20 protein-coding genes, 1 tRNA gene and 1 pseudogene are annotated in these 23,672 nt (G+C 32.5%); 10 read left to right on the top strand and 12 right to left on the bottom strand.

The features are described from left to right. Position 1 precedes the first annotated feature (1 nt). From E0I26_RS11285 to E0I26_RS11265, 5 genes and pseudogenes are all read right to left on the bottom strand, one after another. Positions 2 to 1,162: a restriction endonuclease subunit S gene (locus E0I26_RS11285; RefSeq protein ID WP_131916581.1), complete on the bottom strand. Its 1,161-nt coding sequence runs from the start codon at positions 1,160 to 1,162 to the stop codon at positions 2 to 4. A 3-nt stretch (positions 1,163 to 1,165) separates the two neighbouring features. Beyond that, positions 1,166 to 2,735, bottom strand: a pseudogene (locus E0I26_RS11280) (type I restriction-modification system subunit M). Between the two features lie 192 nt (positions 2,736 to 2,927). Beyond that, entirely contained in the window at positions 2,928 to 3,950 is a 1,023-nt protein-coding gene (locus E0I26_RS11275) for a PDDEXK nuclease domain-containing protein (RefSeq protein WP_131916580.1), read from the bottom strand. 504 nt (positions 3,951 to 4,454) lie between these two features. After that, positions 4,455 to 4,712: a hypothetical protein gene (locus tag E0I26_RS11270; RefSeq protein ID WP_205728797.1), complete on the bottom strand. Its 258-nt coding sequence runs from the start codon at positions 4,710 to 4,712 to the stop codon at positions 4,455 to 4,457. Between the two features lie 160 nt (positions 4,713 to 4,872). Next, a complete protein-coding gene (locus tag E0I26_RS11265; RefSeq protein ID WP_131916579.1) occupies positions 4,873 to 5,283 on the bottom strand; it encodes a helix-turn-helix domain-containing protein in 411 nt (136 codons plus the stop codon). A gap of 167 nt (positions 5,284 to 5,450) precedes the next feature. Here E0I26_RS11265 and E0I26_RS11260 point away from each other — a divergent pair, with 167 nt between their 5' ends. Together E0I26_RS11260 and E0I26_RS11255 are read left to right on the top strand one after the other, a co-directional pair. Continuing rightward, positions 5,451 to 6,323 (top strand): hypothetical protein, encoded by an 873-nt coding sequence (locus tag E0I26_RS11260; RefSeq protein ID WP_131916578.1) that lies wholly within the window; start codon positions 5,451 to 5,453, stop codon positions 6,321 to 6,323. Between the two features lie 5 nt (positions 6,324 to 6,328). Continuing rightward, a complete protein-coding gene (locus E0I26_RS11255) occupies positions 6,329 to 6,685 on the top strand; it encodes a hypothetical protein (RefSeq protein ID WP_131916577.1) in 357 nt (118 codons plus the stop codon). 285 nt (positions 6,686 to 6,970) lie between these two features. Here E0I26_RS11255 and E0I26_RS11250 read toward each other — a convergent pair whose 3' ends face one another. Together E0I26_RS11250 and E0I26_RS11245 are read right to left on the bottom strand one after the other, a co-directional pair. Then, entirely contained in the window at positions 6,971 to 7,231 is a 261-nt protein-coding gene (locus E0I26_RS11250) for a hypothetical protein (RefSeq protein WP_131916576.1), read from the bottom strand. 71 nt (positions 7,232 to 7,302) lie between these two features. Next, a tRNA-Val gene (locus E0I26_RS11245) sits at positions 7,303 to 7,377 on the bottom strand. A gap of 212 nt (positions 7,378 to 7,589) precedes the next feature. Here E0I26_RS11245 and E0I26_RS11240 point away from each other — a divergent pair. Beyond that, complete coding sequence (locus E0I26_RS11240) at positions 7,590 to 9,377, top strand: ABC transporter ATP-binding protein (RefSeq protein ID WP_131916575.1); 1,788 nt, start codon at positions 7,590 to 7,592, stop codon at positions 9,375 to 9,377. Between the two features lie 104 nt (positions 9,378 to 9,481). Here E0I26_RS11240 and E0I26_RS11235 read toward each other — a convergent pair whose 3' ends face one another. Next, positions 9,482 to 10,651, bottom strand: coding sequence for a proline dehydrogenase family protein (locus E0I26_RS11235; protein ID WP_131916574.1), 1,170 nt, complete (start codon positions 10,649 to 10,651; stop codon positions 9,482 to 9,484). A gap of 92 nt (positions 10,652 to 10,743) precedes the next feature. Here E0I26_RS11235 and aroB point away from each other — a divergent pair, with 92 nt between their 5' ends. The 6 genes from aroB to E0I26_RS11205 all read left to right on the top strand — a co-directional run bounded on the left by aroB (position 10,744) and on the right by E0I26_RS11205 (position 17,724). Further along, positions 10,744 to 11,811 (top strand): 3-dehydroquinate synthase, encoded by a 1,068-nt coding sequence (gene aroB, locus E0I26_RS11230; RefSeq protein ID WP_131916573.1) that lies wholly within the window; start codon positions 10,744 to 10,746, stop codon positions 11,809 to 11,811. A 287-nt stretch (positions 11,812 to 12,098) separates the two neighbouring features. Further along, positions 12,099 to 13,502: a type III PLP-dependent enzyme domain-containing protein gene (locus tag E0I26_RS11225; RefSeq protein ID WP_131916572.1), complete on the top strand. Its 1,404-nt coding sequence runs from the start codon at positions 12,099 to 12,101 to the stop codon at positions 13,500 to 13,502. A gap of 93 nt (positions 13,503 to 13,595) precedes the next feature. Then, positions 13,596 to 14,567 carry a deoxyhypusine synthase family protein gene (locus tag E0I26_RS11220; RefSeq protein ID WP_073208830.1) on the top strand — a complete coding sequence of 324 codons (972 nt, stop codon included), beginning with the start codon at positions 13,596 to 13,598 and terminating at the stop codon, positions 14,565 to 14,567. 9 nt (positions 14,568 to 14,576) lie between these two features. Next, positions 14,577 to 14,984, top strand: coding sequence for a DNA primase (locus E0I26_RS11215; protein WP_131916571.1), 408 nt, complete (start codon positions 14,577 to 14,579; stop codon positions 14,982 to 14,984). A gap of 89 nt (positions 14,985 to 15,073) precedes the next feature. Beyond that, positions 15,074 to 17,185, top strand: coding sequence for a DNA helicase RecQ (gene recQ, locus E0I26_RS11210; RefSeq protein WP_131916570.1), 2,112 nt, complete (start codon positions 15,074 to 15,076; stop codon positions 17,183 to 17,185). Positions 17,186 to 17,193: 8 nt separating this feature from the next. Then, a complete protein-coding gene (locus E0I26_RS11205; protein ID WP_131916569.1) occupies positions 17,194 to 17,724 on the top strand; it encodes a DNA-deoxyinosine glycosylase in 531 nt (176 codons plus the stop codon). Here E0I26_RS11205 and E0I26_RS11200 read toward each other — a convergent pair. The 4 genes from E0I26_RS11200 to E0I26_RS11185 form a co-directional block, all read right to left on the bottom strand. Further along, positions 17,672 to 18,187 (bottom strand): DinB family protein, encoded by a 516-nt coding sequence (locus E0I26_RS11200; protein WP_131916568.1) that lies wholly within the window; start codon positions 18,185 to 18,187, stop codon positions 17,672 to 17,674. The two genes, E0I26_RS11205 and E0I26_RS11200, sit on opposite strands and share 53 nt — an antisense overlap. A 256-nt stretch (positions 18,188 to 18,443) precedes the next feature. After that, positions 18,444 to 21,029, bottom strand: coding sequence for a phosphoenolpyruvate carboxylase (locus E0I26_RS11195; protein WP_131916567.1), 2,586 nt, complete (start codon positions 21,027 to 21,029; stop codon positions 18,444 to 18,446). 97 nt (positions 21,030 to 21,126) lie between these two features. Further along, positions 21,127 to 21,606, bottom strand: a complete 480-nt coding sequence (locus E0I26_RS11190) for an Lrp/AsnC family transcriptional regulator (RefSeq protein WP_072943262.1) — start codon at positions 21,604 to 21,606, stop codon at positions 21,127 to 21,129. 76 nt (positions 21,607 to 21,682) lie between these two features. After that, positions 21,683 to 22,837 carry a M14 family metallopeptidase gene (locus tag E0I26_RS11185; protein ID WP_131916566.1) on the bottom strand — a complete coding sequence of 385 codons (1,155 nt, stop codon included), beginning with the start codon at positions 22,835 to 22,837 and terminating at the stop codon, positions 21,683 to 21,685. A gap of 311 nt (positions 22,838 to 23,148) precedes the next feature. Between E0I26_RS11185 and E0I26_RS11180 the strand changes: the two genes are divergently transcribed. Then, positions 23,149 to 23,625, top strand: a complete 477-nt coding sequence (locus tag E0I26_RS11180) for a helix-turn-helix domain-containing protein (protein ID WP_131916565.1) — start codon at positions 23,149 to 23,151, stop codon at positions 23,623 to 23,625. The last annotated feature ends 47 nt before the right edge of the window (positions 23,626 to 23,672 follow it).

The following is a 23,672-nucleotide window of genomic DNA, read 5'->3' as shown; positions in this document are numbered from 1 at the left end:
GTTAAACAAACATTTTTTGAAGTAGACTTTTTTTGAATAAATAAGTGTTTTCTATTTCTATTACTTTTTTATCAATGGTTGTTTCAATTTGACTTAGGTATTTACCAATTTTTGATTGTTCATCTTTAGAAGGTAAACTAATACTTAATTTCAAAAATTCTGTTTTGGATAAATTATATCTAATACTTCCTTGAGCCAGTTTAATTATTTCAGTTCTTATTTTATGACTCTGAAAATAAAACCTTGAAAATTCTGGAACTAAAACCTCTAATGAATTAGGTCTAAAACCAAAACTGTTTAAATATAAATCTTCAATTTTGTCAAGCATAACTGATGATGTTCCTATTTCATTTGGTGTTTCAGATGATGTAGTAAATAGAATATCCCCATATTCTACCGTATTTTGATTTTCATTTTCAAGAACATTAACATATTGAAACTTCAAAACATCAATTTTAGATTGATCAAAAATTTGTTTATACTGAACGTAAGGTTTACCGCTTCCAAAATCTTCTTTTGATTTCCCTGTAAGCCCATTATAATTGACTCCAATATCACCTAATTTTTTCTCTTCCCAAGCTGGAAAATCATTTCCATTATCATCTTTAAATCTGATTTCCTGATTGAATATTTTTTGAAAAACACCTTTCTTAAATTTTTCTAATAGTGCTTTTTCTTTTTCTAAAAGGTGTATTTGTTTGTCAATGGAGAATAAAAATGATGCAATTTTTTCTTGTTCAGGTAGAGACGGTAAAACAATCTCTATCTTTTCAATAGTGTTCTTAGAAAGACTAGGAACACCCGAGGCTTCACTATACCTTTTCCAATTAATCTTCTGGAAAAGACAGTAAGCGAATTTAGGAATTAATCCATTAAATGAATGAGTATAAAACAAAGTGTCTACAGTCCAAATTTTACCATTAAAATATACTGGTTTATCTATTGTCCCTTTCCTTCCAATACACACAGTTTCTCCATCATATAAAAAATCATTAACATAAGTCATTATTCCTCCAGTTCCAAAAACAGGAACATTTCCTTGACTTAAATGCTTGTAATCGGAACCACTTCCAATTTTTAATACTTCGGAAATACTTTTAGTACACCATTCATTATTATACTCCGGAAATCTCAATTGAGGAACTACAGTTTCGTTTGTCATAATTTAGAAAGGTGTTGGAATATTTAACTCATGACAATAATTAGCAATGTCTTCATAAACTCCAGCCAATTCATTTCTTGTTTGCTTTATAGCAGTTGTAACTTCCTCTAAACTAATTGTGTTCTCTTCAACAAATCTATCTATATAACGAGGAATGTTAAGATTATAATCATTCTCTGTTATTTCGGCTAAAGTTGCTATATGGCTGTAACGCTCTTGTTCCTCTCTGTTTCTGTATGCGTTTACAATTCTTTCCACATCTTTATCTTCCAAAATGTTTTGATTGCCTTCTTTTTTAAAGTTTCCTTCTCCACTAGCATCAATAAATATTACATTATCATTAGCTTGACGACATTTTTTGAGTACCAGAATGCATGTAGGTATTGAAGTGCCATAAAATATATTTGCTGGCAAGCCGATTACTGCATCTAAAACATTTAGTTCTTTAATCAGATATTTTCTAATTTCACCCTCGGCAGCTCCACGAAATAATACACCGTGAGGAAAAACACTAGCTAAGATACCATTGTCTGCCAACTGGTATAACATGTGTTGTAAAAAAGCATAATCTGCTTTTGTTCTAGGGGCAATTCTACCAAATTGACTAAAACGTTCGTCAGTACTGTTCAATGGATTAGCATCACTTCTCCAATGTGCCGAAAATGGCGGATTTGCGACGATAGCCTCAAATCTTTTGTCTAAGTGTTGTGGGTGCTCTAAAGTATCCTCCTGTTTGATATTAAACTCTCTGAAATGTACGTTGTGCAACAACATATTCATTCTCGCTAAATTGAATGTGGTACGGTTTAATTCTTGACCATAAAATTCGCTTACTTCGGCTTCCTTTGTGATTCGAAGCAATAACGAACCGGAGCCACATGTTGGATCATAAGCAGATTTTATCTTTGTTTTACCGGTAGTAACAATTTTTGAAAGTATTTTTGAAACTTGTTGTGGTGTATAAAATTCACCGGCCGATTTACCAGCTCCTGCCGCAAATTTACCAATCAAAAATTCATAAGCGTCACCCAACACATCGGCATCAATTTCCTCTAATTTGAAATCAATTTTATCCAAATAGTTTAATATTTGAACAATTATTTCGTTTCGAGCACTTACTGAACGTCCAATTTTGGTTGAATTTAAATCTAAATCTTCAAATAGGGCATTAAAATCCTCTTCAGATTCTGTACCCATTGTACTTAATTCAATATGATTAAGTACTGATTGTAAGTCTTCTAAAATATAATTACTGTCCGTTTCAGTATTTGCATTACCCTTAGCAGTAATAACAGAAAATAATTGAGAAGGTTCAAGAAAATATCCAAGTTTTAATAGTGATTCTTCTTTAATAGCCGCTAGAGTTTCTTTATCAGTTACTTTAGTAAATTCAGTGATTTCTTCTCCTACTAGAAGTTGGTTCGCATATAAATTTTGTTTCTCCGATAAGATATTTGAAAAAGATAAAACCTAGAATATAATCCCGATAGTCATCTGGACTAATTTTATTTCTTAAAAGATTTGCAATTCCCCAAAGTTGGGCTTCTAAAAGTCGCTTTTGTTCTTCTGACATATTTTGTTTATTTACAAAACACTGATTATCAGCATTTTATATATTTAAATTCTTTTTAGCAAATGTAACATAAAGGTTAAATAATCTTTACTTATTTTTAAACTATATTCTATTTCTAGTGTGATTATTTAATTGAACCTTTTGTACCAACTAGTTAAATTAGTCGAATAGTTTCCTTCAACCAGAATTAATTTACTTTAACAGTTTTTTTCTCTCTATTCTTTCTCTAGCTTCGGTTAAAAGCAAGTGTATTTTTTCTTCAAACTGCTTTTTTGGTGGTAAATCTGTCCAATATTCGGCCACCATTATTCCGTCTTTGTGCATTTCGAGTAACTCTATTTGTTCCCTGCTGCTTTCGGCACAAAGGATTAAGCCTATTGGAGTGTTTTCGCCTTCTTGCTTTTCGTATTTGTCCAGCCATTTGAGGTATAATTCCATTTGGCCTTTATGTTTGGCTTGGAATTTACCCAATTTTAGTTCTATGGCCACTAATCTTTTCAGTTTTCGATGGTAAAAAAGCAAATCTAAATTGAAATCTTCGCCATCTATAATCATCCGTTTTTGGCGTTCCACAAACGTAAAGCCTTTGCCGAGTTCGAGAATGAATTTTTCTAATTCGTATAATATTGCCTGTTCCAAATCTTTTTCTAAATAGGCATTTCCTAGATTAAGGAAATCTAATAAATAAGGGTCTTTGAAGGTGTATTGTAGCTTATGTTCCGATGGATTTGTTTGAACGTTTGCTATTGCGGCACGTTCAAAAGTTTTGGTTGCAATTTGTTTTCGCAAATCCCTAACGCTCATTAACTGATTACTCACCTGGTGTGCATAGAACAATTTGGCTTCCGGGTTTTTTATGGGTAATAATTCTATGAAGTGTGACCAACTCAATTGTCGTGACAGTGTTACGACAATTTGCTTGTCTATAAATTGTTCTGCAAAACGAAGCATTCGTCTCACATTTTTTTCAGTAAAGTTTCTTCCGTATTTGTTTTCCAATTGTGCCGACAGTGTCGGCACAATTTGTTTTCCGTATTCAGCACGTTTGTTTTGGAGTACTGTTTCATTGATGCGAAAACCAATTTGCCAAAAAAGCAACGTTAAAACACTGTTGTTTTGAACAATAACTTGTTGCTGGCTTTGCTCCACCAATTGTGATAACTCATTGAGTAAATCGGTTTCAATAATCGTTACCTCATTTGTTTCTTCTGCCATACTATTGTTCCTTGTGTTTTTGTGCTAAAAAAACTATTTGACTTCTTTTGGTTTCGTTACAGCGTGCTTTTACTGAAAAGCAACCAATTCTTATAAAAAATCTATTACAATCCAGTGATATGTTATATTACCACCAATCTACAAACATACTAAAAAGCAACGGAATGTAAAAGGATGAAAATGGATTTAGGGTAAGATTGGTACCCTAATTTGGAATAAAATAAATTTTATTTTTTTCGGCATAAAAAACGGATTTATATGGCTGTTTGGGTGCAAAACAATCCGCTTACTTTACTGATTTGCGTTGTTTTGATGTGATATTACTCGATTGTTTAAAAATAGAAAAAAATGCAATTGTTTGTGATGTTTTTTGGCTACCCTGCTTACCCTGTGAAGTGGGTGTAAATAAAAGCAAATTGATAATTATAAATTATGAGTTATAAGTTATCACTTTGGGAGTTTAAAAACAAAAGTGGAAATTTTTTATTCCCTCTTTTGTTAGGATTATTCAAAAGGTAAGTTTTCTTGTTTGGGTGTTTGTTTTGGTCGTTCTTGTATTGGAATTTCTCTTTTTTCTTCTTCTACCATTTTATTGCTATTGTTCACTTCTTCCCAAGTGTTTTCTATCAGTGCGTAAACAAATATCCCATTCTTTTTCAGGCGAAGGAAATTGTGTTTTTTTAGTGCTTTGCCTAATTTGTTTATTGTTCCGTCTGTAATGTTTATTTTGGCTTTGTCAGCGAGTTTTGAGGCGATTTGCAATGCGTTGAGAAAGGTATTTACTTTTTCTTTTTCGCAAGTTTAATAGTTTTTATCCATCTTGTTGGTTTCTTATTAATATTACACAATAAACAAAAATACTGTTAAACAAAAAAGAGACTCGAAAGTCTCTTTTTTGTTTTCATGTATCTTTTATAAAAGACTATTTCCCTTTTAATAATTTTTCTAAATATTCGACTTTATCTTTTTCGGCTTGAACTAAACGTTCATAAAGCTTTTTATTTTCTTCAAAAACTTCAACTAATTTTTCGATAGGATTAAAATTGATATGGTTACACGAATTTAGTATGTGACCTTTATTATCATAGTAATTGTTGAAATAATTTATAGCCGCTTCCTCTGAAAAATTTTTAATTGCTTCTACAGTTACGCCAAGGGCTTTTGCAACTTCTACAAGTTTTTCTTCTTCAACTGTTTCACTCCCTTCAATATTAGAAACCGATTGTTGGCTCACTCCTATTGCAATAGCCAATGCTTCTTGTTTCATCCCTCTGAGCTCTCTGATGCGGCTGATATTTCTGCCGATATGTTTTGGTTTTGTTGCTGTGTTCATGTTTCAAAGGTACTAAATCGTTGCGAAATTTTTATTGATAAAATACCAATGATGAATGGTGTGATACAATCTCAATTGGTTGGGTACGGCTGGAACTGTTCGGAACTTGCTATGACCTAAACAAAAATACAATTTTTCGGACATGTATCAACTAAAAAATTAAAATTATGAAAGCAATTGAATTTTCACAGCAAAAAGAAATGGAGGCAGTTATTAAAGAACATATCAAGACATCTGCTATTTACTGTTTTGGTAAATTTGAAACAGCTTACAGTTCAAATCACACCATTTATCCAAATAAGGGGATACAAAAAAAGAATACACATTTGTACCTATTAGTTTTTGTAGAGGAAAACATAGAAAATGTAACCAATGACATGTGTGATAAAATAAGAACGAAAACAGATGGACGTATTACCGCTACGCTTCTTATACATCAAGTGAAGAGTCTTAAAAAAATGTGTGGCGATCAACAGTACTTTTTTTGGTGCATCATGCAAAACGCAGAGTTAGTATACCAAAATGCAGGGAAGCCCCCCTATCTAAGCATTACTGGAATTCCAAAAAGAAATCTAAAAGCCACATCACTTTATGTAGCAAATAGGAAGAATAATATTTCCACTATTTGGGGCTGGGTTTATAATGATGATGAAGTTAATTCTTCAGATGAAGTAAAAATGTCTGGTCTTCATCAAATAGTGGAACAAGCTTGTTTGTCTTTGATTCGTGTTTTTATGGGTTATGCTCCTAATCACTTTTCATTAGACCATCTATTTAATCTCTGCGAATATTTCACCACTATAACAACAGATTTTTTTCCCCGTAAAACTGAGGAGGATCTATCCATGTTTAAATTACTTAAGCAACAGCCAAGTGCCTTACGTTTTAATAAAGCTAATGATGTTGATTATTTATACTACCCGTTACTGGAAGAAAGATGCTGTAAATTTAAGAATCAAGCGGATGTTTTGACACAAAAAGAACTCGATAGATTAAAGCAAATTGAAAGTGAAGAAGATCGAACCAAAATAAATATATAAATGTTATGGAAACAAATGAAATTAAAAATTTAGAAACTATTAAAAGATTGACCGCCAGCTGTCTCAGTACTTTGAAGCCAGTTGAAGATAAGAGCGAGATCTATACCGCAGAAATAAGAGTGTATGATTATTATGAACTCGCTTCGGTTATTAGAAATCTGCTGAAATTATGTATTGTGGCTCTGGATCAAGATGGCGCTGAAGTTCCCATTACGATAAAAAATCAGGTAATTGATGTCGGGCTTATACTGGGAATTGCCCTGCAGTTATTCCCAATTGATGAATTTGAACTGTTAAATGAGATCAGCATATTATTTCCTGCTGTTTCTAAAAATGAAGATGAAAATATTATCAAAAAATAACAATCCAACCCCAAAAAATACAGAATTGTTTATTATGGAATTAAAAGTTTGAGGACAATGAGTTCAGCTCAATGTTTACAAATATTTTGAAAGCAAGTATTTCGGCATTAGAGCCGAGAGGACGGTGTCTAAAGAAAAAAGACAAATAAATATAACTTAAATCGTATCGAGAACAAGAAAAATCTCAGTAAAAACGATTCTCGATACATTTTTTGTTCCGTTTAACTGCACAAAAAACACTCGAATTGACGTTTTTAATAATTATACCCAACGGGTTATTATTATTTAAGATTCATCCTCTTTTAAATCACTTATCGCATTAATCTGGTCAAGTATATTAGTTTGATTTGGCGAAATGTGGTTTTTTGGATCTGGAATATTTTCTTTTTTAAATAACAATACTAATGCATTGTGCAGTTTTAATAATATGTCCTTGTCTTCTTTGTCAATATCTACAGCAGTATTGAAATCAAAAATATAGTTATTTGAATTTCGTACTTCTATTTTTATTGTTTTAGGCGTGATTTTAAATTTTACGACATCCATTCTTAAGAGAAATAGTATTTGTTTTTGTAAAAAAGACAAAAAAAAACTTCTCAATTTCTTGAGAAGTTATGTGGGCGATGAGGGGTTCGAACCCCCGACCCCCTCGGTGTAAACGAGGTGCTCTGAACCAGCTGAGCTAATCGCCCTAATGCAATTTAGTAATTTTCATTTCCTTATTGCGAGTGCAAATATACAGCTAGAAATCGTATCTGCAAGCAAAACAATAAAAAAAATCAATAAAATATTGACTCTATTTGCTTTTACGCTCTATAATAGCACTTTATATTAAACATGAAACGCTACTATTTTTTTGTATTGATTCGTTATAGTCTTACATTTGCGACATAAACAATAGATAATGGCCAGGTTCAAAGAAAACGATTTACCAAAATCAAAAATTACTGCAAGTTCACTCCAAAAAGCAACTCTAATATTTCAATATGCAGGAAATCACCGTTGGAAATTTTATGTAGGTTTAATTTTTTTATTATTTACTGGAGCTACTGCTCTTGCCTTTCCAAAATTAATGGGAATGCTTATCGATTGCGTGAAAAACAAAGATAACTCTCAGGCCAATATGATTGCAGGAGGGCTAATTGTAATCTTATTTCTTCAATCTATTTTTTCATTTTTTAGATTGTATTTATTTGTCAATTTCACTGAAAATACCTTAGCTAATCTTAGAGTATCGCTTTACAGTAATTTGGTAAAATTACCGATGTCTTTCTTCTCCCAAAAACGTGTTGGGGAGTTAAACAGCCGAATCAGTTCTGATATAACCCAAATACAAGATACCTTAACTTCCACTATAGCCGAATTCTTAAGACAATTTATTCTAATCATTGGAGGTGTTCTTTTGTTGGCGAATGAAAGTATCAAATTGACATTGTTGATGTTATCAGTAGTTCCGCTTGTCGCTGTGGCCGCTGTTATTTTTGGACGATTCATCAGGAAATATTCGAAAAATGTTCAAGATAAAGTAGCCGAAAGTCAGGTAATTGTTGAAGAAACCATGCAAGGCATCAGTATTGTTAAGGCTTTCGCCAATGAATGGTATGAAATTGCCCGTTATAATGGAAAAATAAAGGAAGTCGTAAAAATAGCCATTAAAGGTGGGAAATACCGAGGTTATTTCGCTTCATTCATCATATTCTGTCTCTTTGGAGCCATCGTTGCCGTAGTTTGGTTTGGTGTTCGATTGAGCATCAGCGGAGAAATGAGCGTGGGACAATTGATTTCTTTTGTGTTGTATTCCACTTTCGTTGGAGCTTCTTTTGGAGGAATAGCGGAGCTTTATGCCCAAATCCAAAAAGCGATTGGCGCAACCGAACGTGTTTTTGAATTATTGGATGAAACTCCTGAAAAAATTAATTCAATTCAAAATGTTGCTGAAAACCAAAAGATAAAAGGTAATGTTACGTTCAAGAATGTAGCATTCAGTTATCATTCGAGAAAAGAAATCAAAGTATTGAAAGATGTCAGTTTTACTGCCAATTTCGGTCAAAAAATAGCTATTGTAGGTCCTAGTGGAACCGGGAAATCGACTATTGCTTCCCTTTTATTACGTTTTTATACTATTGATGAAGGAGAAATATTGGTTGACGGAAAAAATATTTATGATTTTGATTTAGAAAACCTTCGTGGAAACATGAGTATTGTACCGCAAGATGTGATCTTATTTGGAGGAACCATTAGAGAAAATATTGCTTATGGAAAACCAAATGCCACCGAAGAAGAAATTGTTACCGCTGCAAAACAAGCCAATGCTTATAATTTTGTCGAAAGTTTCCCTGAAAAATTTGAAACGATTGTGGGAGAAAGAGGAATTAAACTTTCCGGAGGACAACGACAACGTATTGCCATTGCCAGAGCTTTATTGAAAAACCCAAGTATTTTGATTCTGGATGAAGCCACATCATCATTAGATAGCGAAAGTGAAAAACTTGTTCAAGAGGCGTTAGAAATTTTAATGGAAGGAAGAACCAGCATTATTATCGCGCACCGCCTTTCGACAATTCGAAGTGCCGATCAAATTTTGGTTTTGGATAAAGGAAAAATTACCGAACAAGGAACGCATCAAGAATTAATAGCTTTAGAAAATGGTATTTATAAAAATTTAAGTAATTTACAATTTAGCAACTCTTAAATTTTATTACTCATTTGGCATAAAAAAACTCCATTCTGTAAGCTGAATGGAGTTTTTTTTATGGATTTAAATGTAACTGAATACTAGAAATTGAACACTGATTTCTATTTCCCTTTTCTTCGGTTACGTTCTGCTTTAATCATCGATAATTCACGACTGGTTTGTCCCGCAACAGAAGTGTTTTCTTCCGCACGACGAATTAAGTACGGCATCACATCTTTTACTGGGCCAAACGGCAAATATTTAGAAACATTGTATCCATGAGCTGCCAGATTATAGCTGATATTATCACTCATTCCATACAATTGACCAAACCAAATTCTATCATCGTTCGTTTTAATTCCTTTTTCCTGCATCAATTCCATTAAAGTATACGTGCTTAACTCATTGTGGGTTCCTGCAAAAATAGACATCGTATCTAAATGCTCAATCATATAGCGAACTGCAGCATCATAATTTTCATCCGTTGCTTCTTTTGAAGCGCATATTGGTGATGGATATCCTCTTTCTTCCGCACGTGCAATTTCTTTTTCCATGTATGCACCACGAACCAATTTCATTCCAATGAAGAATCCATCTTTTTTGGCTTGTTCGTGTAATTTTTTCAGATAATCCAAACGATCCCAACGATACATTTGCAACGTATTGAAAACAATGGCTTTCTCTTTATTGTATTTACGCATCATTTCGGTAACTAAATCATCCGCTGCATCTTGCATCCAACTTTCTTCACCATCAATCAAAAGGGCAACATTTTTAGAATGAGCATCTTTACAAACCAAATCAAAACGGGCCACTACTCTATTCCATTCTGCTTGTTCTTCAGAAGTTAACGTTTGTTTTTCGCCCAATTTCTCATACAATTCAAAACGACCAAAACCGGTTGGTTTAAAAACCGCAAAAGGAATCGCTTGACGTTCTTTGGCAAATTCAATGGTTTTTAAAGTCATTTCAAGCGCAGCGTCAAACTGTTCTTCTTCTTCTTTTCCTTCTACAGAATAATCCAAAACAGATGAAACCCCTTTGGTATACATTTTATCAACCACAGAAAGACAGTCCACTTCATTTACTCCACCACAAAAATGGTCAAAAACAGTAGCTCGAATCAAACCTTCAACTGGAAGATTCGCTTTAAGGGCAAAATTAGTAACCGCAGTTCCGATTCGAACTAGAGGTTGATTATCAATCATTTTGAAAAGAAAATAAGCTCTATCAAGTTCAGTATCACTTTTTAATGAAAAGGCAACTTGAGTATTATTGAATATTTTTTCCATTATTTGTTAAATTTTTGTACAAATATAGACAGAGTTTTGAATATTATTTAGCAAAAATTGCCTTATTTTGCGGTTCCAATTAATCAATACAGATGCAATCAATTCAAGCCAACAGTTATCCGATTCATTTCAACGAAAAAGGATATGAAGCGTTAAACCTTCATTTGACAGAAAATAAGTATTCAAAACTTTTTATTATTGTAGACAGTAATACTAATGAATTTTGCATACCAAAATTCCTCCCTTTTTTAGAAACCGATCTTACAATTGAAATCATTGAATTTGATGCCGGTGAAGAAAATAAAAATATTGAGACTTGCGTCCAAATTTGGAATGTATTAACGGAACTTGGTGCTGACAGAAAAAGTCTTGTAATTAATCTGGGCGGTGGCGTTGTTACTGATTTAGGCGGATTTGTTGCTTCAACATTCAAACGTGGAGTTGATTTTATTCACATTCCTACTACGCTCCTATCGATGGTTGATGCTTCTGTAGGTGGAAAAAATGGGGTTGATTTAGGGAATTTAAAAAACCAAATTGGCGTTATAAATGTTCCAATAATGGTGCTTATCGATACACAATATCTTGAAACGGTGCCCCAGAATGAAATGCGTTCCGGTCTTGCTGAAATGTTGAAACATGGTTTAATATATGATAAGGAGTATTGGGAGCAATTTTTAGATTTAAAATCCATAGATTTTGCTGATTTTGATGCATTGATTTACCGTTCTGTCGAAATAAAAAATGAAATTGTAATACAAGATCCTACTGAGAAAAATATCCGAAAATCATTGAATTTTGGACACACATTGGGTCATGCCATTGAAAGTTATTTTCTGGAAAATGAAAATAAAACCACTTTGTTACACGGAGAAGCCATTGCTGTTGGGATGATATTAGAAAGTTACCTTTCATTGCATAAAAAATTAATCAGTCCAGAAGAGTATTTTCAGATAAAATCAAGCATAAAGTCTATATATGACACCATTATTTTTGAAGAAAATGACATCGAGCCTATCCTGGAATTACTGATACACGACAAAAAAAATGAGTATGGAAACATACAATTTGCTTTAATAGAAGGTATCGGGAAAATAAAAATCAATCAATCTGTTGAAAATGAATTAATTCTTGAAGCGTTTCAAGATTATAAATCTTAATTATTTTTTATAAAAAGGATTGCATTGCGTATATAATATTTTTTACATTTGCATCGATGAAAAAAAGTCAAAACAAGCGAAATTATAGCTCTAATAAAACCCGAAACAATATGTCTTTTCTAAGAATATTGAAACGGTTTTATTCTATTAAAGGAAACTTTAGTTTTGATATTTTCCAGTACATGAAAGCAGAAAACGAGAAGCTTCAGATCGTTTATGCAAATATCAGAGTTTGAATTTTAGATTAAGTTATTGTACACTATTCTAATCTATAATTCTAAAACATAATGAATACAAAATATTCTGATTTAATCAATCAAACCTATTACTTTCCACAAGAAGAATTTACTTTAAACAAAGATAATCTTCAGTTTCACAATATTGATTTGATGAAACTAGTAGAGAAATATGGTACGCCTTTAAAATTCACTTATTTACCTCAAATTTCCAACAACATCAACAAAGCCAAAAGCTGGTTTCGTAAATCAATGGAAAAAAATAAGTATGAGGCAAAATATTACTATTGCTATTGTACTAAAAGTTCTCATTTTGAATATATAATGAATGAGGCTTTTAAGAATAACATCCATATTGAAACGTCATCTGCTTTTGACATTAATATTGTTGAGAACTTATTGGCAAACGGTAAAATCAATAAAAGCACGTATGTAATTTGTAATGGTTTCAAAAGAGACCAATATATTGACAACATAGCACGACTTATTAATACGGGTCATAAAAATACGATTCCAATTATTGACAATTATGAAGAACTTGATTTACTTCAGGGTCAGATAAAGAATAAATTCAAGATTGGAATTAGAATTGCTGCGGAAGAAGAACCTAAATTTGAGTTTTATACTTCAAGATTGGGAATTGGATACAAAAATATTGTTCCGTTTTACAAAAAAGAAATCAAAGAAAATAAGAAATTGGAACTGAAAATGTTGCACTTTTTTATCAACACAGGAATCAATGACAATGCCTATTACTGGAATGAATTAGTAAAATGTATCAAGGTTTACGTGGCATTGAAAAAAGAATGTCCTACTCTTGACGGATTAAATATTGGTGGTGGTTTTCCAATAAAAAACTCATTAGCATTTGAGTACGACTATCAATATATGATTGATGAAATCATCAATCAGATAAAAATAGCCTGTGATGAAGCTGAAGTTGATGTTCCAAATATTTTTACTGAATTTGGTTCGTATACTGTAGGCGAAAGTGGCGGAGCTATCTATCAGATATTGTATCAAAAACAACAAAATGACAGAGAGAAATGGAACATGATTGATTCCTCTTTTATCACTACTTTACCGGATACTTGGGCTATCAACAAACGTTTTATCATGCTGGCAGTCAATCGCTGGAATGATACATACGAGCGGGTTTTATTAGGGGGAATGACTTGTGACAGCGATGATTATTACAATTCAGAGCAGAACATGAATGCCATCTACTTGCCAAAATACAATAAAGAAAAACCATTATATATAGGATTCTTTAATACCGGAGCCTATCAGGAAACTATAGGTGGTTACGGTGGCTTGCATCACTGCCTTATTCCACAGCCGAAACACATACTTATAGATAGAGATGAGAACGGATTTTTGGCAACGGAAGTATTTTCGGAACAACAAACCTCTGAAGATGTCTTAAAAATATTAGGTTACGATAAGAAAAAATAAATTCACAATAATTCAATTAGTCAATTTAAAAATTCGTTAAATTTGAGATTACATTTCTAATGCAATGATTTTTAAGTATTTAAATTTTAAAAAATGAGCAAAGGACCAATCAGTCAGTTTATTGAAAAGCATTATTTGCATTTTAATTCTGCATCTTTAGTTGACGCAGCTAAGGCTTACGAACAACAATTAGCCAATGGTGCAAAAATGATGGTGAGCATGGCTGGAGCTATGAGTACAGCAGAGATTGGAAAGATTTTTTCCGAAATAATTCGTCAGGACAAAGTACATATTATTTCTTGTACTGGTGCAAATCTTGAAGAAGACATCATGAATTTAGTGGCTCATTCTCATTATGAAAGAGTACCTAATTACCGTGATTTGACTCCTCAAGACGAATGGGATTTACTGGAAAGAGGTTTAAATCGTGTTACTGACACTTGTATTCCGGAGCACGAAGCATTCCGTCGTTTGCAAAAGCATATTTACAAAATCTGGAAAGATGCTGATGATAAAGGCGAAAGATATTTTCCGCATGAATTTATGTATAAAATGTTACTTTCAGGTGTTCTTGAAGAATATTATGAAATTGACTTAAAAGACAGTTGGATGTATGCAGCTGCTGAGAAAAATTTACCTATTATTGTACCGGGATGGGAAGACAGTACCATGGGAAATATATTTGCATCGTATGTAATCAAAGGAGATTTAAAAGCTTCTACAATGAAATCCGGTATCGAGTATATGGTTTTCTTGTCAGATTGGTATCCAAAAAACAGTACAAACGGTGTAGGTTTCTTTCAAATTGGTGGTGGTATTGCTGGAGATTTTCCAATATGTGTGGTGCCAATGTTATACCAAGATATGGAAATGCATGACATTCCGTTTTGGAGTTATTTCTGTCAGATTTCAGATTCAACAACCAGTTATGGTTCGTATTCTGGAGCGGTGCCAAATGAAAAAATTACTTGGGGTAAATTAGACATTAAAACGCCTAAGTTTATTATTGAGTCCGATGCTACCATTGTAGCACCTTTAATTTTCGCTTATTTATTAGATTTATAGAATATTTTTATGAAAAGAGTAATTGTTGATTACGCAAAACTTACCAATGAAATTTTAAACCTATTGGTGGATAAATTTCCAGATGGTTATGATGATTCAAACATTATTAGTTTTAGAAACGCTAAAAATGAATTGGTTGAAGCAGTTGAAGTACGAACTGAAGACACTATTTATTTAGTAAAAGTGAGCACTAAACTTGCTGATAGAATTGAAAATTATGATGAAGATGACGAAATAATCATTGACGATGTTGTTGAACCAATTAAAGGTCTTGATTTAGACGACGATATTGACGACGACGACGATGATGACGCTATCGATAAACCGGATTCAGACTCAGGAGATGATGAAGATGATGAGGATTCAGACGAAAAAGACTTTTCGGATGAAGATGATGACGAAGATGATGAGGATTAAGTAATCCCATTTTTAAATAAATTAGAAAAAGGAACTCACCCAAACGAGTTCCTTTTTTTATTACTTTAGGATTCAAAATATACGCCAAAATGACAAATCAAATTTTACACGCCAAACTAAAGGAAAACTTTGGTTTTGAAAAATTCAGACCCAACCAAGAAGACATTATAAATTGTATTCTTTCCGGTCAGGACACACTGGCGATTATGCCAACGGGTGGTGGAAAATCAATTTGTTTTCAGTTACCCGCGCTAATTTTCCCAGGAATTACAATCGTAATTTCACCACTTATCGCTTTGATGAAAGATCAGGTAGACAGTTTAAAAGCCAATGGAATCGAAGCCTGTTTTATAAATAGCAGTCAAACCGAAGACGAACGACAATTTTATATCGAACGTTTAAAATCTAACGTAATTAAGTTAGTTTACATCGCTCCGGAAAGTTTGTCTTTTCTGGACAACCTTTTCAATAGTTTGACCATAAGTCTGATTGCTATAGACGAGGCTCATTGTATTTCGGCTTGGGGACATGATTTCAGACCAGCGTATACTAATTTAGGATATCTGAAAAACCGCTTCCCTTCTACTCCAATCTTAGCTTTAACTGCTACAGCCGATAAAGCTACACGTAAAGATATTAGCCAGCAATTAAATCTAATAAATCCTAGAATTTTCGTCGCTTCTTTTGACAGAAAAAATTTGAGTTTAGAAGTACGCCCCGCTTTAGACAGAGTCAAACAAATAATAGATTTCATCCAAGAAAAGCCAAATGAATCTGGAATTGTGTACTGCCTAAGCAGAAAAACGACGGAAGAACTTGCTGAAAAACTACAAAAAATTGGCATTAACGCCAAAGCGTATCATGCCGGTTTAGACAATAAAATTCGTTCCAAAACACAAGACGAATTTATCAATGATGACTGCCAGGTGGTTTGTGCAACCATTGCTTTTGGGATGGGTATTGATAAATCAAACGTTCGTTGGGTAATTCATTATAATTTACCTAAAAACATCGAAGGGTATTATCAGGAAATTGGTCGCGCCGGACGAGATGGCTTGCCATCAGAAACAGTACTATTCGAAAGTTACGGCGACATGATTCAATTGCAAAAATTTGCTTCTCAAGGTTTGAATGCCGAAGTGCAACTGGCCAAACTGGAGCGAATGAAACAATATGCTGATGCTTTAAGTTGTCGCAGAAAAATACTGCTTTCCTATTTTGGTGAACTCGTTACAGAGAACTGTGGGAATTGTGATATTTGCAAAAATCCACCTTTATTTTTCGATGGAACTGTACTTGCACAAAAAGCATTATCGGCAATCATTCGGTTACAGGAAACGGAACCTTTGCCCGTAATTATTGACTTTTTGCGCGGTTCAAAAAATGCTTATATTTATGAGAAAGAATACCAAAACCTAAAAACATATGGTGTTGGTACTGATCTTTCGTGGTTTGATTGGAATCAATATTTAATACAATTAATAAATTTAGGCTATTGTGAAATTGCTTTTCATCAACAAAACAAAATCAGATTAACAGCCTTTGCGAAAAAAGTATTGTTTGAAGGTGAAAAAGTACAATTGACCACCGTTCAGAAAATCAATGTTGATAAATCTGAAATCAAGGAAGTAAAAAGTAAAGCGGTTGCTAATTCACTTTTTGAAACACTTAGAAAACTACGCTACGAAATTTCCAAAGAAGAAAACGTTCCTGCTTATGTAATTTTTAGTGATGCGGCTTTGCGCCAAATGGAAACCGAAAGACCAATGAGTGATCAGGAATTACTGACAATTGATGGTGTTGGAAAAGCGAAATTAGAAAAATATGGAGATGCTTTCATAAAAGTTATTCAAGATTTCCAGAAAGCAAAAGGCGCTAAAAAGAAAAAAGAAACCACTACCTATAAAGAAACATTAGAATTATATAAAAATGGATTGTCGGTCGAAGAAATCGCTCAAAAAAGAAAATTAGGATTAAGTACCATCATGTCCCATTTAGCTAAACTATATGTTGACGGAGCTGACATAGATTTGAATCCGTTTATTTCTAAAGAAGACGTTTTACAAATTGCTGAAGCGCAAATAAAACTGAAATTCCCAAATACCTTAAAACCCTATTTTGATTATTTTGAAGAAAAAATAGATTATGGAAAAATTCGGTTAGCACTGGCCATTCTGGAAAAAGAAAAAGCAACACTTTAAATCCCAATATGATACAATCCTTTCCACCTTTTGTGAATTATCAAACCGAAATTTTAATTTTGGGAACAATGCCTGGCATCGCTTCACTGGAAAAGCAGGAATATTATGCGCATAAAAGAAATCATTTTTGGAAGATAATGTACACACTGTTGGATCATTTACCAATATCCGAAGTTTTCGAAGAAAAGATACAATTACTCCAAGCGAATAACATTGGACTTTGGGATGTTTTAGAAAATTGCGAAAGAAAAGGAAGTTTGGATATTCATATCAAACATCAAAAAGAAAATGATTTTGAAACGTTATTCAAAGAATTTAACGGAATCACTACAATTATTTTTAACGGAAAAGAAAGCCATAAATACTTTCTGAAAAAATTCGGACAAATAGAAGGCATCGCGTATTATGTGATGCCTTCCACTAGTCCAGCTAATACAATGTCATTTGAAAACAAGCTGAAAATCTGGTCCAGCGGTTTCAAATACCCTATAAATACCTTTCTTGAAAAACCTTTTGATGGTGTTTTTGATGTCCAATGATAATAAAACCAATGGCGCGAACTGAAACAGCAGCGTTCGAAGCAATTCCCATTCTTTTCAATTGTTCTTCTGAAAAACTTTTAAAAAGCAACAAAGTAGATTGTCTTACAGCGGAAAATTCAGTCAATAAATCTTGAATGCTTCTATCGTTAGCATTCGCATTATCAACATAATCATTCTCTTCAAAACCCGGTAAAGGGGTTTTGTCATTTCTGGAAATTCGTAACGCACGATAGGCAAAAATGCGTTCGGCATCAATCAGATGTTGAATAATATCTTTGATTGTCCATTTTCCTTCGGCATATCTGTAATCAAATTTATCCATTGGGATATTTTGTACAAATTTAATAAAGTCATGCAGGCAAGTTTCTAATTCTTCCAGTAACACTACATTTCCGAGCGCATTAATATAAGGAGAATAAAAACTCGCATATTCATTAGTTGGCAATTGATTTGATTCCATAAATTTATCTTTAATTTGAATACTTTTATTTTTAAAACTTCCTATAGAACAATCTTAAACAATCTTAAAACTGAATTCTAAAATATGACTGTCCTTAATACCTACCAAGTCTTTTTTTTGGCCACGGATTTCACAGATTTTCACAGATTTTATATCTGTTATTAAAGAAATCTGTGAAAATCTGTGAAATCCGTGGCTAACTTTATCGCTTTGGCACTAGTCACGGATAGTCTTATTCTTAAATATAAATTCTTCTTTAGGCCGAATTTCTACTGGCATTTGTGTTTCCAAAAAGAGAACGGGTAACAATTTTTTCGTACACTTTTATTAAAGCTTCATCTGGCTTATCCTCTTTGTTTAATTCATTTATACGAAGTAATGCATATTGTTGTATTGTTAACAATGGCAGTACAATACGCTCTCTTATTTGTATGGATGCTTTACCGTCAGGATAATTTTCCATAAGCTCTTTATGACCTGCAATTTTCAAAAGTAATCTTTTTGTTTCTAAAAATTCATCATAAATTATTTGCCAAAAAGCACCAAATTGAGGATCTTTTTTCATGTAAGCCGTTAATGGGAAAAATGATTTTGCCAATGACATCATACTGTTTTCTAACAAGGTTTTAAAGAACATAGAATTATCATATAAATCTTGAACTTTATCCCATTGATCCGTATCTTCAAAATACTTTAAAGCAGTACCTACTCCAAAAAATCCGGGTACATTTTGCTTCAACTGACTCCAAGAACCCACAAAAGGAATCGCTCGCAAATCAGCAAAATCTAAATGTTCCGATTTACTTCTTTTGGATGGGCGGCTTCCAATATTTGTTTTGGCATAATATTTTAAAGTGCTCATTTGTTCTAAATACGGAATAAATTTAGGATGGTTTTTGAAACTTAAATACTTTTCATATCCTAAACCAGCCAATTGATCCAAAATATCTTTTTCGCCAGTTGTCAATTCATTTTGTCCTTTACTAAAAACTTGATTGGTTACACCGGCACTTAATAAATTTTCCAAATTATAACGACATGAATCTAACGTTCCAAAATTTGAACTAATCGTTTGTCCCTGAACCGTAACCTGAATCTCATTATTTTCAATATTTGGCCCCAACGAAGCATAGAACTTATGCGTTTTTCCACCACCACGAGCCGGCGGACCGCCACGACCATCAAAGAAAATAGCTTTTATGCCATACTTCCTAGAAATTGCAGTAAGTTCCTCTTTGGCTTTATAAATACTCCAATTCGCCATTAAATACCCTCCATCTTTTGTTCCGTCAGAAAAACCAAGCATGATGGTTTGCTTGTTGTTTCTATTCGTCAAATGTTTCGCATAAGCGGGATTCGTATACAATTTCTCCATGATTTCATGCGCATTCTGCAAATCATCAACAGATTCGAAAAGCGGAATAATATCAACAGATGGGTTTTCCCAGTTACACAAACGGAATAACGCAAAGGTTTCCATCACATTCAACGCACTTTCATTATTACTTATGATATAACGGTTTGCACCAAATTCTCCATTATTTTCCTGAATCGCCTTGATCGCTTGAATAGATTCGATCGTAGATTTTGTCATTTCATTTTCAAATGCATTCGAATCAAGATTTCCTCTGACTTTAGACAATACCGAAAACTTCTCGGCTTCAGAAAGCTCATAATAATTCTTAGGAAAAACTAATGTATTCGAATTCGAATACAATCCCACTACGTCTTTAAACACAGCATCGTGTATTTTACTGTTTTGACGAATATCTAAAGACGCAAAATGAAATCCAAACAGATTCACTTTTATAAGAAGTCCATCTATTTCATCTAAATATAAAGATTGATGTTGGTCAATTACGATCTGTTTTATTTTATTCAATTGTGATTTAAATTCATTTAAAGTGATAAAAATATCACCTTTAGAATAAAAAACAGACCTATAAAGTTTTTGTTCCAATTCAGTCACCAAAGCATCTACTCCAGAGAAAGTTAACTTTCTTTTTAAATTTCTCATTTCTATGTAGTAGCATTTCAAAATGGAAGTTCGCAAACGCTCCGCTACTTTCAAAGTAATCTCTGTTGTTACAAATGGATTTCCATCACGATCACCACCGGGCCAAAATCCAAGTTTAATCAATGGATTTTTTATGGAGTTTCCATTAAAAATATTCTTTTGAAGATAATGCACCATCTCTCCGGAAGTTTGATAAAATACATTCTCAAGATACCAGATTAAACTAACCGCTTCATCAAAAGGGTTTGGTTTTTCGTTTTGAATAAAAGGAGTTTTACCCAATTGAGCCAGCAATTGCTTGATAATAAGTAAGTCGTTTTTTCGGATAGCTTCTGTTAAATCATTGATAATTCCAAGAACAGCGCCTGGATAAAATTGCGTAGGATGTGCCGTTAAAACCGTTCTCACATTGAAATCTTCCAGAAAATCAATCAATTCATCTTCCTTGTCTTTAGCATCTGACTTTTCCTTGATATCTCTCAACGAACCTCTTCCTTCCATATTATTGACTACAGGAAAAGCAGCATCTTCAATAGCATCAAATAAAACGATTTGGCGTTCAATATATTGAATGAAACGAAACATCAAATCAATTTTTTCTGTCTCTGAAGCACTATGCAAATATCTTTTGGCAAAAAAATCGACTATCTCCTTAGGAGTTTCCTGTTTTTTGAAACCAATTTCACAAACATCTGTAAATAAAGGAAGTAAAACCCCAGTATTATCAATAGAATCGAAAGGTAATGTAATAAAAACACTATTATAAATGTGGTATTTAGAAAGAACATCCTGATTGAAACGTTCAATTTTTGGTAGCGTGTACATAATTCAGTTGTAGTTGGTTTAGTTAGTTAATTTGTCATAAAAAAACCCCAAGAACTAACTTGAGGTTATATTTATAATATAGCGCATTCAAGATTAATTACATATTTTTGAAAATAGTATGCATCAAGCGCTTCTTATCATTTATGCTTTCCTCAAGTGAGATCATAGTTTCAGTTCTGTAAACACCATCAATATCATCAATCATAAAGATAACATCTTTAGCATGCTTCGTATCTTTAGCTCTAATTTTACAAAAGATATTGAATTTCCCTGTAGTAACAGAAGCAACCGTCACAAATGGAATTTCATTAATTCGCTCTAAAACAAACTTTGTTTGAGAGGTATTGTTTAGAAAAACACCAACATAAGCGATAAAAGAATACCCTAATTTATCATAATCAAGTACTAATGAAGACCCCATTATAATACCGGCATCCTCCATTTTTTTCACCCTAACATGCACAGTTCCTGCAGAAATCAATAACTTTTTCGCGATATCCGTAAATGGAACTCTTGTATTGTCTATCAACATATCTAAAATCTGGTGATCTACTTCATCTAAACGAAATTTACTCATAATTCTTAAATTAATTTTATTAATTGCTATAACAAAGTATAAAAATATACATAAAAACAACAAAAAGACATAAATATTATATTTTTATCATTCCGTTAACAATTTTTATGTTATTATCTAAATAAAAATCAGCTTTTTGGTTTAATTTAGGAATATTGTCAAAATCATCTTTATATAAAGCTCCTTGAGCATCGTATTCAAAATGACCAAAATAATTTTCTAAATCTCCTATTTGTGAAACATAGGCATTAAAACAAATCTGATTTTCAATTAACTCTTCTTTGTATTGTGCTGCAAAATTGGTGATTATTTCGATACCATCATAATTTATCCTGATGTTTTTATATATAAAATCATAAAAAACGACTTTATTTTGAGGAATATTCAAATATTTGTTAATTTCATTGCTAACTATAACGTTTTCGCTGAGTATTTCAAAACTGGAAATCAGCGCCATAAAAACATATTTACGCGTTTCTTCTCTTTCATAATCATTTACAAAATGCCCCGCTTCAAATAATAAAGTTGGTACACCTAAATATTGAAAAGTATCTCCAATGCAGTTTATATTAAAAGAATCATCAAAACGGCCTATTTGATTTGGCAAATACTCCTGAAGCACCTCATTTATACCTGCAATCAAATTGATAGCTTTCAATCTGGATTCATTTATTTCCCGTTCTTCATTATAAGAAGGCGCTAAAAACGACATTGTAGCCGGTTTTCCGGTATCACTAACGCCAAAAATAGTGCGCTGATCATGAAGATTAAAACAATAATCCGGTTTAAAAGATTCGAAAGTCTCTCTCAATAATTTACTTTCTGGCTGGGTAAGATCTTGAGAATCGCGATTTAAATCGACTTTATTAGCATTTTCTCTTGTGTATAATGTTGCACCGTCAGGATTTAACATTGGAATACTATAAAAAGTAAATGCATTTAGTAATTGTTGTGCCAATTCCGAACCTCCATTTAATACATTTAAAAAGTCAAACAACGCTTTTGTAGTCGTACTTTCATTTCCATGCATTTGCGACCAAAGGAAAATTTTAGTTTTACCTTCTCCGATTTCATACGAATAAATAGATTTTCCAAGAACTGATTTTCCAATAATTCTAAGTTGCTTATTGGTGTTTAATTTTTGTAATAACGGCTCAACCGAATTTAAAGTAATGTAACGACCACGGATAGATTCTTCTTTATATTGACTAAATAATTGTTCTAAATTCATGCTGTTTTATTTGATTTACAAAAGTAAACATCTTTATATTTACATTTGTAAACTGCTGTTATTTAAAATATTTCAATGATGTAAACAGTATTTTGCAATTAAGCCTAGTAAACTGGCTTTCCCTAATTAACAATTGTTACCTATTCATTAAGTCAACTTCATTTTATTGTTTATCAATACATTACCAGTTATTATGTCATTTTAAACTTTAAATTATTTACTACTAGAAATACTATTTACACTTGTAATTTTGGTATTTCATTCTATTTTAGTTACATTTGTAAATAGTTAATTTTCAATATTAATTTACAATGGTAAACATAGAAGATTTTATAAAAAGATTAGAAATTATACTGGATTACTACAGTTTGAATGCTTCTTCTTTTGCGGATAAAATTGGCGTACAGCGTTCCAGTTTGTCTCACCTACTTTCAGGAAGAAACAAACCCAGCTTGGATTTTATCCTTAAAATATTAGAGGTTTTTCCCGATGTGGATTTGTATTGGATTTTGAACGGAAAAGGAAATTTTCCAAAAAATTCGGAGCAGTTTGATAAAACAGAAAACAGCGTTGAGCAAGCTGTAAAACAAAATATTCCTACTCCATCGAATACTGAAATAATTCCTGAGAATTTATTCTCAGAAATACAAAATCCAATAAATAGAAATTCATTGGAAACAAAAAAAGCAGAAAATCAAAATACCATAAAAGATTCCATTTCAAGCGACGTGGAAAAAATTGTATTCTTTTATAAAGATGGTACATTTAAAGTTTTTAATCCTAATTAAAAATTAGACCGTTTTTAATTAAAAACGGTCTAAAAAAATTTAAACCT

Source organism: Flavobacterium rhamnosiphilum (genome assembly GCF_004349195.1).
GTDB lineage: Bacteria > Bacteroidota > Bacteroidia > Flavobacteriales > Flavobacteriaceae > Flavobacterium > Flavobacterium rhamnosiphilum.
This window is presented reverse-complemented; position numbering and strand designations above follow the sequence as displayed.

Bases quoted from the DNA above. Each gene is read 5' to 3' on its own strand.
- E0I26_RS11285 (WP_131916581.1), bottom strand. From the start codon at position 1,162: ATGACAAACGAAACTGTAGTTCCTCAATTGAGATTTCCGGAGTATAAT.
- E0I26_RS11275 (WP_131916580.1), bottom strand. From the start codon at position 3,950: ATGGCAGAAGAAACAAATGAGGTAACGATTATTGAAACCGATTTACTC.
- E0I26_RS11265 (WP_131916579.1), bottom strand. From the start codon at position 5,283: ATGAACACAGCAACAAAACCAAAACATATCGGCAGAAATATCAGCCGC.
- E0I26_RS11260 (WP_131916578.1), top strand. From the start codon at position 5,451: ATGAAAGCAATTGAATTTTCACAGCAAAAAGAAATGGAGGCAGTTATT.
- E0I26_RS11255 (WP_131916577.1), top strand. From the start codon at position 6,329: ATGGAAACAAATGAAATTAAAAATTTAGAAACTATTAAAAGATTGACC.
- E0I26_RS11250 (WP_131916576.1), bottom strand. From the start codon at position 7,231: ATGGATGTCGTAAAATTTAAAATCACGCCTAAAACAATAAAAATAGAA.
- E0I26_RS11240 (WP_131916575.1), top strand. From the start codon at position 7,590: ATGGCCAGGTTCAAAGAAAACGATTTACCAAAATCAAAAATTACTGCA.
- E0I26_RS11235 (WP_131916574.1), bottom strand. From the start codon at position 10,651: ATGGAAAAAATATTCAATAATACTCAAGTTGCCTTTTCATTAAAAAGT.
- aroB (WP_131916573.1), top strand. From the start codon at position 10,744: ATGCAATCAATTCAAGCCAACAGTTATCCGATTCATTTCAACGAAAAA.
- E0I26_RS11225 (WP_131916572.1), top strand. From the start codon at position 12,099: ATGAATACAAAATATTCTGATTTAATCAATCAAACCTATTACTTTCCA.
- E0I26_RS11220 (WP_073208830.1), top strand. From the start codon at position 13,596: ATGAGCAAAGGACCAATCAGTCAGTTTATTGAAAAGCATTATTTGCAT.
- E0I26_RS11215 (WP_131916571.1), top strand. From the start codon at position 14,577: ATGAAAAGAGTAATTGTTGATTACGCAAAACTTACCAATGAAATTTTA.
- recQ (WP_131916570.1), top strand. From the start codon at position 15,074: ATGACAAATCAAATTTTACACGCCAAACTAAAGGAAAACTTTGGTTTT.
- E0I26_RS11205 (WP_131916569.1), top strand. From the start codon at position 17,194: ATGATACAATCCTTTCCACCTTTTGTGAATTATCAAACCGAAATTTTA.
- E0I26_RS11200 (WP_131916568.1), bottom strand. From the start codon at position 18,187: ATGGAATCAAATCAATTGCCAACTAATGAATATGCGAGTTTTTATTCT.
- E0I26_RS11195 (WP_131916567.1), bottom strand. From the start codon at position 21,029: ATGTACACGCTACCAAAAATTGAACGTTTCAATCAGGATGTTCTTTCT.
- E0I26_RS11190 (WP_072943262.1), bottom strand. From the start codon at position 21,606: ATGAGTAAATTTCGTTTAGATGAAGTAGATCACCAGATTTTAGATATG.
- E0I26_RS11185 (WP_131916566.1), bottom strand. From the start codon at position 22,837: ATGAATTTAGAACAATTATTTAGTCAATATAAAGAAGAATCTATCCGT.
- E0I26_RS11180 (WP_131916565.1), top strand. From the start codon at position 23,149: ATGGTAAACATAGAAGATTTTATAAAAAGATTAGAAATTATACTGGAT.